This is a genomic window from Bacillus sp. FSL W8-0519 (assembly GCF_038005585.1).
Taxonomy (GTDB): domain Bacteria; phylum Bacillota; class Bacilli; order Bacillales; family Bacillaceae_G; genus Bacillus_A; species Bacillus_A paranthracis.
In genome coordinates this window covers 525,204-537,500 of the sequence record NZ_JBBOTL010000001.1, presented here as the reverse complement: position 1 = coordinate 537,500, position 12,297 = coordinate 525,204, and the positions used below count along the sequence as shown (strand labels likewise).

General features: G+C 36.3%; 10 protein-coding genes. 4 read left to right on the top strand and 6 right to left on the bottom strand.

Translation table 11 applies throughout. The features are described from left to right. Positions 1 to 27: 27 nt before the first annotated feature. Positions 28 to 384 (top strand): YgzB family protein, encoded by a 357-nt coding sequence (locus tag NST14_RS02770; protein WP_000025063.1) that lies wholly within the window; start codon positions 28 to 30, stop codon positions 382 to 384. 209 nt (positions 385 to 593) lie between these two features. Here NST14_RS02770 and perR read toward each other — a convergent pair whose 3' ends face one another. From perR to NST14_RS02740, 6 genes are all read right to left on the bottom strand, one after another. Continuing rightward, entirely contained in the window at positions 594 to 1,022 is a 429-nt protein-coding gene (perR, locus tag NST14_RS02765) for a peroxide-responsive transcriptional repressor PerR (protein WP_000237831.1), read from the bottom strand. Positions 1,023 to 1,321: 299 nt separating this feature from the next. Next, positions 1,322 to 1,777, bottom strand: a complete 456-nt coding sequence (gene bcp, locus NST14_RS02760; protein WP_000633725.1) for a thioredoxin-dependent thiol peroxidase — start codon at positions 1,775 to 1,777, stop codon at positions 1,322 to 1,324. Positions 1,778 to 1,821: 44 nt separating this feature from the next. Continuing rightward, positions 1,822 to 2,226 carry a potassium channel family protein gene (locus tag NST14_RS02755; RefSeq protein WP_000964357.1) on the bottom strand — a complete coding sequence of 135 codons (405 nt, stop codon included), beginning with the start codon at positions 2,224 to 2,226 and terminating at the stop codon, positions 1,822 to 1,824. 72 nt (positions 2,227 to 2,298) lie between these two features. After that, a complete protein-coding gene (locus NST14_RS02750) occupies positions 2,299 to 3,084 on the bottom strand; it encodes an ABC transporter permease (protein WP_000639354.1) in 786 nt (261 codons plus the stop codon). 4 nt (positions 3,085 to 3,088) lie between these two features. Further along, a complete protein-coding gene (locus NST14_RS02745; RefSeq protein WP_000521517.1) occupies positions 3,089 to 3,880 on the bottom strand; it encodes an ABC transporter permease in 792 nt (263 codons plus the stop codon). Further along, positions 3,873 to 4,886 carry an ABC transporter ATP-binding protein gene (locus NST14_RS02740; protein WP_000843642.1) on the bottom strand — a complete coding sequence of 338 codons (1,014 nt, stop codon included), beginning with the start codon at positions 4,884 to 4,886 and terminating at the stop codon, positions 3,873 to 3,875. Before NST14_RS02740 ends, NST14_RS02745 begins: the two co-directional genes overlap by 8 nt. Positions 4,887 to 5,007: 121 nt before the next feature. On the opposite strand from NST14_RS02740, the gene hemL reads away from it, so the two are divergent. From hemL to NST14_RS02725, 3 genes are all read left to right on the top strand, one after another. Continuing rightward, positions 5,008 to 6,312, top strand: a complete 1,305-nt coding sequence (hemL, locus tag NST14_RS02735; RefSeq protein WP_000260535.1) for a glutamate-1-semialdehyde-2,1-aminomutase — start codon at positions 5,008 to 5,010, stop codon at positions 6,310 to 6,312. Between the two features lie 198 nt (positions 6,313 to 6,510). Further along, positions 6,511 to 10,947, top strand: coding sequence for a glutamate synthase-related protein (locus NST14_RS02730; RefSeq protein ID WP_229143100.1), 4,437 nt, complete (start codon positions 6,511 to 6,513; stop codon positions 10,945 to 10,947). Positions 10,948 to 11,207: 260 nt separating this feature from the next. Continuing rightward, the gene (locus NST14_RS02725; RefSeq protein WP_000765784.1) at positions 11,208 to 12,296 is read left to right on the top strand and encodes an aromatic acid exporter family protein; all 1,089 of its coding nucleotides are present in this window, start codon (positions 11,208 to 11,210) and stop codon (positions 12,294 to 12,296) included. Position 12,297 lies beyond the last annotated feature (1 nt).

The window sequence follows — 12,297 nt, the reverse complement described above, 5'->3', positions numbered from 1 at the left end:
TATTATTGTTATAGGAGCGTGGTGAGAATGAGCATTAAGTATTCAAACAAAATCAATAAAATCCGGACCTTTGCATTAAGTTTAGTATTTATCGGCCTCTTCATTGCATACTTAGGAGTCTTTTTCCGTGAGAACATTATTATTATGACAACATTTATGATGGTTGGCTTTTTAGCTGTTATCGCTAGTACAGTCGTTTATTTTTGGATTGGTATGTTATCTACTAAAACTGTACAAATTATTTGTCCAAGCTGCGATAAACCTACAAAAATGCTCGGTCGTGTCGACGCATGTATGCATTGCAACCAACCTTTAACAATGGATCGAAATCTAGAAGGAAAAGAATTTGATGAAAAATATAATAAGAAGAGCTATAAATCATAGGCACATATGAGTACAGTAAGGAAAATGTATCCTTACTGAGCTAAACATTAAAAGGTGATTTCTTGGTTAAGAAATCACCTTTTGTATTTATTCTTAATTAAATTAGATCTCCACTGAACATTTTAACTCCTTCTGAACCTAACGTAATTCCCATATATAATAAAGAAAGAGGTTGACGTAAAGCCGTCAGCCTCTTTCTTTATTATATATTACGCCTTATGACACTCTGGACAAACGCCATAAATTTCTAAGCGATGACTATTAATAACGAAGCCTGTTGTTTTTGCAGCTTCCTCTTCAAGTTGTTCCAAACCTCCATAAGGAAAATCAACAATTTTACCACATTTTTCACAAATCACATGATAATGTTGACTTGTAACATAATCAAATCTACTTGAAGCGTCTCCATAAGTTAATTCCTTTACAAGCCCAACCTCTTTAAATACACGTAAGTTATTATAGACAGTTGCAACACTCATATTTGGAAACTTACCTTCTAATGCTTTATAAATATCATCCGCTGTTGGGTGCGTCATTGATTCCACAAGGTACTCTAAAATAGCATGACGCTGTGGAGTAATGCGTACACCCGTATTTTTCAGCATTTCTAGCGCTTCTTTTAATTCTTCTTTGACCACCGTCATGCACCCCGATTCTATACGGATTATTATTTTATAATTCTTATAAAGAGTGTACTCCTTTTCTTATAAATCGTCAATATTTCTACTATAAGTATGTGGTTTATTTTTGTATATAGCCTTATTCTTATGTATCTTTCCCTATTTTTTATGCATTTACAATAGAAAAAAAGTGCGACATAATCGCACTTGGAATACTATCATCTGAGGAGGTATGCCCTACACTTCACTTTATGTAAGACAATAAAATATGTATAGACACTCGCCTTACTTCTGTATATTTTATCTCCACAATGGATTTACTTTATATAAGAAAGAACATCTTCAATATGTCCCTTCACTTTCACTTTACGCCACTCTTTTACAAGCTCACCGGCTTTATTAATCAGGAATGTAGAGCGCTCAATTCCCATGTACTCTTTCCCAAAGTTCTTTTTCAATTTCCAAACATCGTATAATTCTGCTACTTTATGATCCTCATCTACTAAAAGTGTAAATGGAAGTTCATGCTTCTCAATAAATTTCAAATGTCTATTTGCCGAATCCGGACTCACTCCAAGAATAACCGTGTCCTTCTCTTGAAATAATCCATAAGAATCACGGAAATCACACGCTTCAGTTGTACACCCTGGAGTCATATCTTTCGGATAAAAATATAGAACTACATTTTTACCACGAAAATCAGCTAAGCGAACTTGTTCCCCGTTACTTCCCTCTAATGTAAATTCTGGAGCCATTTCTCCTACTGTGATCATTGTTATCACTCCTACTCTTTTCTTTTACTATAACAAATGCTTCCTTATTTTTCATTGTCTATTACAGACCTCATCACGAAAGCAAACGGTAATGTATATCCAATTAGCGCTTCTCCAATTGCAATCCACCGCCCAATTCCAATTGGAGATATATCACCATATCCAACAGACAATAAAGTAACTGCGCTAAAATATAAACAAATTTCAACGAGTTGAAAAGAGTGAGCGTTTAAGCTTTCTCCATCCTCTTTCAAAACTGCAAAACCCATTTCTTCTAATACAACATAACTTAATCCAAACGCAATTAGTACAGTTGTATAAATCAAAAATAATGTGGCTAGATTATACAGCGAAAAAAAACGCGTTGAATCTGAATAGGAACTCCATAACAATTGGACACTTCTCAAAATAGCAATTGCTACAATTAATAGAATAAATCCCCATAACATGTCCTCCACCTCATTTTATATGTATGAGACAGCCATTGGATTTATCCCTTAGAAACAAACAAGCTTTTATAATTAATTCCCTGCACCACGGTACCTTTTTACCCCTTGATTCCAAAGAGTAATTGCAATCGTAAAACAGATAACACCAACGAGCGGTGTTGCAAATGCATAGCTATTCCACTCTGTTTTTCTTAAAAAGTACGCTGCTGGATACACTCCGACAAACGCAAATGGTAAGACAAACGTTAAAATGAAGCGAATCACACGGTTATAAATATTAACAGGATAGCGGCCATAATTCCCTATGTTATACATTAGCGGCATAATCGAACTTTTCGCGTCCGACCAAAAACCAAGACTTGCAAGCGTAACAAATATTCCTCCGTATACAAGTGCGCCCCCTCCTACCATCAACAAGAATAAGAAGATATCGTACCAGTAAAAAGATAATTGCAACTCCACTGCTGCGTAGCCCATTACAATCATTCCCGTAATTGCTCCAATTAAAGATTCAAGCTCCATTCTTTCTAAAATAATTTGAAATAAACTATGAATCGGTCTCGTTAATATGCGATCCATTTCTCCTTTAATAATGTAACGATCATTAAAGTCCCATATGTTAAAGAAAGCTGAGAAAATGGCAAACGGCACTAAAAAGAAACCATAAATAAAGATGACTTCTTCTCTACTCCAACCTTTTAATGCTTGCGTATGTCCAAACACAACAAGAATAAAGATTAAATTAACAGCCTGTAGTGATAAATCAGAAAGTAATCCAACGATAAAATCGCCCCGATACTCCAATTTTGTTTTTATATATTGACTTGCATATTGCAAAAATAGTTTTATATATATCATCTCATCATCCCCCTTGTACAATTAGACGTTTTCTCGCCGTTCTCCACATGAGTACAATCGGAATAATAAGTACAATGGCCCAAATTACTTGGAATAATAATGCCTCATACAATTTACTTCCTTGTATACCTTCTGAGAAAATCATACTCGGAATATAACTAATAGCCTGAAACGGTAAAAACATCATTGCCTTTTGGGCCCATAACGGATAAAAACTAATTGGTAATAATAGACCTGAAAACAAATCAATAACAACACGTTTTGCATACATAATTCCACTATTATTAAATAAGAAGAATGTGAGCATTCCCGTCATTAAATTAATTTGTGTATTAATAATAAAACTAAATATTAAAGATAAGAAGAAATATAACCACGTTTGAAAGTTCGTTGTAATTTGCAATGAAAATAATAAGGTAACGATGACCATACCCGGAATGGAAAAGAAGGCAAAGCGAAATATTCCTTCACCAAGACCTTGCATCACTTTCATCCCTAAATAGTTATATGGACGTATCAGTTCTACCGCTACACGTCCTTCTTGAATCTCCATCGCAATTTCCCTGTCTATATTATTAAAATAAAAAGCACGTGCCATCCACGCAATTGCGATATACGTAGTCATTTGCGAAATAGATAAACTTTCAATATTCTCTTTTCCGCTATAAATTGCTTGCCATAAAAAATAATACGCACCGATATTAATCGTATAAATTAAAATCCCGCTATAATAATTTGTGCGATACGCAAGCATCATTAAAAAGCGAATTCGAATCATTTCAATGTACTTACCCATGTTTAATACCTTCTTCATAAATGTTACGAATAATTTCCTCTGTAGACACTTCGTTAATTTTTAAATCTTTAATTTGAAAGGCTTGTACCACTTTAGAAATAAGCATTGAAATAATAACTTCTTCATTCGGTATTTTGGCAATCCACGCGTTTTCCTCTTTCGCTTTCGACCAAACGACATGACTATCTGGCATAACCATTGATAAAGCCTGATAGGAAACTGGTGCGACAAACTGAAAATGTATTTCCTTCTCTGCTCCCCACTGCGTACGAAGATTATGTAAAGAACCGTCATACATAATATTTCCTTCATCCAGCATGATAACGCGCTCACATAATGCTTCAATATCAGTAATATCATGGGTTGTTAATAAAATTGTTGTTTTATAACGTTCATTCATTTCTTTTAAAAATTCACGTATTTTCAATTTCACAAGTACATCTAGCCCAATTGTTGGTTCATCTAAAAATAATAACGGTGGATTATGAATTAATGCCGCCGCTAATTCACAACGCATTCTTTGACCTAAAGATAACTTTCGAACTGGCTTGTCTAACAAAGGACCAATATCTAACGTTTCGATTACGTGCTCCATATGTTCCTTATACTGAGCGTCTGATACACCGTACACTTTTTTTAATAAACGAAACGATTCTTGCACGGCAATATCCCACCAAAGCTGCGAGCGTTGACCGAAAACAACACCAATTGTTCTTACAAATTCTTCCCTCTGCTTATGTGGGTTCATCCCATTTACTAAAATGTCTCCTGATGTCGGAGTCAAAATTCCCGTAAGCATTTTAATTGTCGTTGATTTACCGGCACCGTTCTCACCGATATATCCAACCATTTCACCTTGTTTCACAGTAAAAGATACATCATTTACTGCTGGTACTATTTTATAATTACGATTTAATAAATCGCGAAATGCACCCTTTAAACCTGGACGACTTGAATAGGCTGTAAATTCTTTACGTAACCCTTGTACCTCAATTACCGATTTCATAACCGGACCCCCTTCCTAAATGTCACAACGAATAGTTTACCCAACTGCCTTCTCTATCACAAACAATACGTCTTTTCGAAAAACATGTTAGAATAATACATAGATTTTTGTAAGGAGATGAATGGTAGTGAAATTCACAAAATCAGAAGCATTACATAAAGAAGCTTTAGAACATATCGTTGGCGGTGTTAATAGTCCTTCTCGTTCTTTTAAAGCAGTTGGTGGTGGCGCTCCTGTTGCTATGGAACGTGGAAAAGGTGCTTATTTCTGGGATGTAGACGGAAATAAATATATCGATTATTTAGCAGCATACGGTCCTATTATTACTGGACATGCTCACCCGCACATTACAAAAGCAATTACAACAGCTGCTGAAAATGGTGTACTTTACGGAACTCCAACAGCGCTAGAAGTAAAATTTGCAAAAATGTTAAAAGAAGCAATGCCTGCATTAGATAAAGTTCGCTTCGTAAACTCTGGTACTGAAGCTGTAATGACAACAATTCGTGTCGCTCGCGCTTACACAGGCCGCACAAAAATTATGAAATTCGCTGGTTGTTACCACGGTCATTCTGATTTAGTACTTGTAGCAGCTGGATCTGGCCCTTCTACACTAGGAACTCCTGACTCAGCAGGTGTACCACAAAGTATCGCTCAAGAAGTTATTACCGTTCCATTTAATAATGTAGAAACTTTAAAAGAAGCATTAGATAAATGGGGACATGAAGTAGCAGCTATTCTTGTAGAACCAATCGTTGGAAACTTCGGTATTGTAGAGCCAAAACCTGGCTTCCTTGAGAAAGTGAATGAACTTGTTCACGAAGCTGGTGCACTAGTAATTTATGATGAAGTTATTACTGCTTTCCGCTTCATGTACGGTGGTGCTCAAGACTTACTTGGCGTAACACCAGACTTAACAGCGCTTGGTAAAGTTATTGGCGGCGGACTTCCAATCGGTGCTTACGGTGGTAAGAAAGAAATTATGGAACAAGTTGCCCCTCTTGGACCTGCATATCAAGCTGGTACAATGGCAGGAAATCCTGCTTCTATGGCATCTGGTATTGCTTGTCTAGAAGTTCTTCAACAAGAAGGGCTTTATGAAAAATTAGATGAACTTGGTGCAATGCTTGAAAAAGGAATTTTAGAGCAGGCTGAAAAACATAATATCGATATTACATTAAACCGCCTAAAAGGCGCTTTAACTGTATACTTCACAACAAATACAATTGAAGATTACGATGCAGCACAAGATACAGACGGAGAAATGTTCGGTAAATTCTTCAAGCTTATGCTGCAAGAAGGAATTAACTTAGCACCTTCTAAATACGAGGCATGGTTCTTAACGACAGAACATACAAAAGAAGATATTGAATATACAATTGAAGCTGTAGGTAGAGCATTTGCTGCTTTAGCAAACAATAAATAATCCCGCCATTAAAAGGAAAAAAGAAAGCACACCTTTCTTTTTTCCTTTTTTCTATTTCATAAATCCCTCATTAATAGTATAATTATTCATAATTATCTGTTTAATTTTATTTTATATCCTTACTATCTTTGTATACAAGGCTGCTCACGCCTCAAATAGTAAGATTATTCAAACTTTCATAAGAGGGGGGATTGACGGATGCTCAATAAAACAAACACATGGACACCGTCTTTATTTCGAGATTACAAAAATGCGGAACACGATGCGTGTGGAATCGTTTCCGTTATGGAGAAACGAAAAATTCCTACAAAAGAAAATATTGACCTTTGCATACAATCGCTCGTCAAAATGAATCATAGAGCTGGTTTCATTAATGGCGAAGGCGATGGAATCGGTATTCACATTGATGTACCAAAATCACTTTGGAATGAAAAATTAAAAAGTAGCGGATATAATCCAACGATCGTGGATCATCCCCACTTTATCGTTGGACATTTTTTTCTAAACAAAAACGAAAATATAGTTAATTTAAAAAATCATATTCGTACACAACTAAACAACGAAAACTTTGCAATTCTTTTCGAAAGTGATGATGTAATAAACTCCGATGCACTCGGTCCACTTGGTAAACAAGAAGAACCTTTATTTTGGCAAGTTGCTCTTATCGCAGAAAATGAAGTTGCAAATATTGAGCAAACATTATTTACAGTAACGATAAAAATAGAAGAAAATGAAGCGATTCATGTTGCTTCCTTAAGTCGTGATCACGTTGTATATAAAGTTCTCGGTGCTGGGGATACACTTGTTGCCTATTACAATGATTTACAACACCCACTTATTGCCTCAACTATGACACTAGGACATAATCGCTATTCTACTAATACATTATCTAACTTCTTTCGTGTACAACCATTTAGTATCCTCGGACATAATGGTGAAATTAACACAATTGCAAAATTACGCGATCAAGCTGAAATGATTCACGTTCCACTTACTGCTGGGGGCAGTGACTCCCAAGATTTAAACCGCACCTTAGAAACTCTACTTGTTCAATACAACTACAGTTTATTTGAAGCAATGGATATACTATTCCCGCCAATTATTAATGAAATTAAACTTTATGAACCACATTTACAAGATTTATATACGTATATACGTGAAGCATGGGGCCATTTTGCACAAGGTCCAGCTGGCATTATTTCACGTTATAAAGATGAAGCTGTTTTCAGCGTGGATTCCCTCGGGCTACGACCAGTATGGAAAGTAGAGACAGAAAGCTCTTATATTTTCTCTTCTGAACCTGGAGTTGTATCCCCAACTGAATATGTAGCAGAACCAAAACCACTCGCTCCAGGGGAAAAAGTCGGACTAAAGTGGAATGAACAAGATGAGCTTGTTCTTTATGAATATGACAAATACCAAGCTCGAGTATATGACCGTTTTAAAAAACGAGTGGATACTAAAGATTATCATTTAAACTTATCTACCCCTGAAACGAAAGAAATCCAAGGATTATGTGATTCTATGCAAGTTGACACAAAACAATACGTTGCTTTCGGATGGGATCGTGAACATATTCAGCTTCTTGAACAGATGGCAACAAAAGGTGTTGAACCAATTCGCTCACTTGGGCATGACTCACCACTCGCTGCACTTGATACTGATAGACGAAATATCGCTGACTTCATTAAGGAAAGTGTAGCTGTTGTTACAAATCCAGCAATCGATCGCGATCGAGAAGTTGAACACTTCTCCACACGAACGATACTTGGCAAACGTCCAAGTTTATTGGCTGATGCTAAACAGCCATTTGTAGTTGAGATGCTTTCCCCAATCATTTTAGAAGGAAGTGTAGCACAATCTATTGTAGAAGAATTACACACAATTACGTACGAGCAACTTATACAACTATTCAATACTCATAGCTCTATCGCTACAATCTCTGCTACATTCAGTCAGGCAGAAACTTTACAATGTGCCTTAAGTCGAATTAGTTCTGAAGCGATAACAGCCGTGAACGATGGAGCTTCCCTATTATTAATAGACGATGCTGACGCTCACCTAAATGGACGATTATGGATTGATCCGCATTTAGTTACCGCGAAAGTACATCAAGTATTAAGCGAAAATAAGTTACGCCGAAACTGCTCTCTCGTTATACGTTCTGGTGCCCTTCGCTCCTTACACGATATCGTCACACTGTATGGATTAGGAGCAGATAGTATCAATCCATATTTACTATTTGCAACCGTAAATGATGGGACAAAAACACCAATTACGAATTTATATCATGCACTTAATAAAGGACTGGAAAAAGTCATTTCAACAATTGGAATTCATGAATTGCGTGGTTACGGTCGCCTCTATTCTTCTATCGGGTTACATGAAGAAATCGCAAATATATTGCAAATTACAAATTTCTTAGGTTCAAATGATTTAGCTTTTTCTCTTGAATCACTTGCTGAAGATGCACAAATGCGAGCGAACGATTATAACAATCCTAAAGTTAGAATGCGAAAATCTTTTCATATATTCCCGCGAATTTGGAAAGCAATCGGCGATGTTGCAAAGGGAAACTCTTATGATGATTACCGTGAAAAATTAAGTGAATTAGAAGAAAATAACCCAATCGCAATTAGACATCTTGTTCAAACGAAAGAAACAAAACATGTCGTTCCGGCTGAAGAAGTGTCCATCAGTATTCAAAATCATGATTTACCATTTATTATTAGTTCCATGTCATTCGGTTCTCAAAATGAAATTGCCTTTCGTGCATATGCAGAAGCAGCCGATCAACTAAATATGATTAGTTTGAACGGTGAAGGCGGCGAAATTAAAGATATGATTGGAAAATATCCACATACACGTGGACAACAAATCGCGTCCGGACGATTTGGCGTAAACGCCGAACTACTCAATTCATCAAACTTAATTGAAATAAAAATTGGGCAAGGTGCCAAGCCTGGTGAAGGTGGACATTTGCCAGGTTCAAAAGTAACAGCCAAAATCGCTGAAGCGCGTAATGCTACAATTGGCTCTGATTTAATTTCACCTTCTAACAACCATGATATTTATTCGATTGAAGATTTGGCTCAAATGATTACAGAAATTAAAACGGCTAATCAGCTTGCAAAAGTAGCTGTAAAAGTTCCTGTCGTCCCTAACATTGGAACAATTGCTGTCGGTATCGCTAAAGCTGGTGCTGATTTTATTAACATTAGCGGATTTGATGGTGGTACAGGTGCCGCACGTATTCACGCATTGCAACATGTAGGGCTTCCTGTAGAAATTGGTGTGAAAGCCGCTCACAATGCTTTATTAGAAGCAAATATGAGACATAAAGTAGAAATTTGGGCTGATGGTGGTATTCGAAGTGTGAATGATGCCTTGAAAATTATGCTCCTTGGAGCAAACCGCATTGGATTTGGTACATTATCCATGATTGCAATTGGCTGTACAACTTGCCGCGGATGTCATCTAGATACTTGCCACGTTGGAATCGCAACACAGATTGAATCTGAAGCTCAAGCGAAAGAACACGGATTACGCCGCTTCGTCCCGCGTGAATTAGAAAGCGCCGTGGCTGGATTATTACATTTATTCACTACTTTTGGCGAAGAACTAAAACGATTAACAGGAAATCTCGGCTATACAAATTTACAAGAAATTGTCGGGCGTTCCGATTTATTAGAACAAGTTCGAGGCAAAAATTTATTAAACTTATGTAATTTACTACAAACGATAGAACATCCATCTGGTACAAAAACAGAACACGTACTAGAAAAACAATTTGAAACAATTCATTCTCCTCATTCAAAAGAATTAGTAGGCGTTGGCGTAGAGCAACGCGTTATGGGTGGTCTAGAATCTTGTTATCGCGTTCGTAGTAAATTATATGAAGACACGAAGCTTCAACCACTTACATTAAAGTATACGAATGGCTCGATTCCTGGAAATGGATTAGGTGCTTACAATAGTGAGAACTTATTTATACACGTAAACGGCGGCGCACAAGATGGTATTGGTAAAACCTCCTTTGGTGGTGGTATTTATATAACAAAAGCAAAAGGAAAAGACGGTCTATATTATAACGGTTCTGTCGGAAAAGGTTTTGGATACGGTGCACAAAAAGGGGCGCTATACGTTCAAGGTAACGCTGATGCTCGCGCTGGCATTCGCCTCTCTGGAGCAGACATGATAATTGGCGGACGCATGATAAAGCCACTCCGCGAAAAAGAACAAGGGAATATAGGAGCATACTCTAATATTAAAGGTTTCGCTTTTGAATATATGACAAATGGGCGTGCGCTTGTTTTAGGAGATCCTGGTCCATGGATTTGTGCTGGTATGACTGGCGGTGTTGTTTATTTACGCCATGATTCAAGCTTAGGTTTAACAGAACAGGCCTTAAAAAGAAGAATCGCAAAAGGAGCAAATGTTACATTACAACCACTTAGTAAAAATGGTGTGCAAGATGTGACCGAGTTATTACTAGATTATATCCGTGTATTAAATGAACATGAGCAATACGAGGAAGTTGCTTTATTGACACCGTTATTGGATGATATGCAGCAACAGTTTTTTGAAATCATCCCGAAAAAAGAGCAGGCTGATCCATCTATCTCAACAGAGTGATATGCCTAATTTTCATCTTCAAGAAAAAAATTGACGAAGTACACTTCTCATAGTAATCTATAGTAACAATTTGAAACCTGCTGAAATTCAGCAGGTTTTTTTACTAAAAATTGATGTTTAAAAAGAATTAGGAAAAAGTATAAAATGAATCTTAATTTCTTATTAACGTCACTAAAATATCACTTGCTAACATATTGTAATGAATGTATAGTATCATGTTGTACATTCATTATGACAAGAGAAAGGATCTTATTAAGGGTATGAAACTTGGTGCTCGCATTTTAAAAACGGGTATTGCCATCACATTAGCTTTATTTGCTTGTATTTTACTTAACTTACCGAGTCCAGTATTTGCGGGAATCTCAGCTATCTTCGCTGTTCAACCGTCTGTATACCGTTCGTATTTAACTGCACTTGAACAAATTCAAGCAAACGTCATTGGTGCGGTATTCGCTATCGCATTCGCTACTGCTTTTGGACATAATCCTTTTATTATTGGATTAACATGTATATTAGTAATTGCTCTTACATTGCAATTACGATTAGAAAACACAATATCAATTGCTTTAGTAACAGTTATCGCTATTATGGAGTATCAAGGTGAAGATTTCTTTAGTTTTGCCTTACTTCGATTTGCGACGATTATGGTTGGAATTATTGCGGCTTCACTTGTAAATTTAGTGTTTATGCCGCCAAAATACGAAACAAAGTTATATCATCGCATCGTTGATAATACCGAAGAAATTGTAAAATGGATTCGAATGAATAGCAGGCAAGCTTCTGATTTTACAACATTAAAAACTGATATTGATCGTATGAAAGAAAAAATGATCAAACTAAACCATTACTATTTGCTGTATAAAGAAGAAAGAAGCTATACGAAAAAAGTAAAGTTCGCAAAAATTCGTAAGCTTGTTTTATTCAGACAAATGTTAGCGACGACAAGTCGTGCTTTAAGTACGTTAAAATCATTACATCGTACTGAAAACGAACTGCGCTATATGCCAGAAGAATTCCAGGAATCTATTCAGAACGAACTTGATTCATTAACACATTATCATGAACAAGTTTTATTAAAATTTATTGGTAAAGCAAAAAAACAACAATCTGTTGAAATGCTTGATGAAGTTGAAACAGGTAAACAGGAATTAATTGATATCTTTATGGAATATCAAAACAAGGATGATGAAGAGGCATATAAAACATGGCTACATCTCTTCCCTCTTATTTCTGCTATTATTAACTATAGTGAAGAAGTAGAGCATTTAGATTTACTTGTGGATAGCTTCTACACATACCATAAACCAGAAGCAGAACTCAAAATCGATGATAAAAAAGAAGACGAATAAA

What these genes read in the sequence shown, in the direction of transcription:
- NST14_RS02770 (WP_000025063.1), top strand. Translation starts at nt 28, where the DNA reads ATGAGCATTAAGTATTCAAACAAAATCAATAAAATCCGGACCTTTGCA.
- bcp (WP_000633725.1), bottom strand. Translation starts at nt 1,777, where the DNA reads ATGATCACAGTAGGAGAAATGGCTCCAGAATTTACATTAGAGGGAAGT.
- NST14_RS02755 (WP_000964357.1), bottom strand. Translation starts at nt 2,226, where the DNA reads ATGTTATGGGGATTTATTCTATTAATTGTAGCAATTGCTATTTTGAGA.
- NST14_RS02750 (WP_000639354.1), bottom strand. Translation starts at nt 3,084, where the DNA reads ATGATATATATAAAACTATTTTTGCAATATGCAAGTCAATATATAAAA.
- NST14_RS02745 (WP_000521517.1), bottom strand. Translation starts at nt 3,880, where the DNA reads ATGGGTAAGTACATTGAAATGATTCGAATTCGCTTTTTAATGATGCTT.
- NST14_RS02740 (WP_000843642.1), bottom strand. Translation starts at nt 4,886, where the DNA reads ATGAAATCGGTAATTGAGGTACAAGGGTTACGTAAAGAATTTACAGCC.
- hemL (WP_000260535.1), top strand. Translation starts at nt 5,008, where the DNA reads ATGGTAGTGAAATTCACAAAATCAGAAGCATTACATAAAGAAGCTTTA.
- NST14_RS02730 (WP_229143100.1), top strand. Translation starts at nt 6,511, where the DNA reads ATGCTCAATAAAACAAACACATGGACACCGTCTTTATTTCGAGATTAC.
- NST14_RS02725 (WP_000765784.1), top strand. Translation starts at nt 11,208, where the DNA reads ATGAAACTTGGTGCTCGCATTTTAAAAACGGGTATTGCCATCACATTA.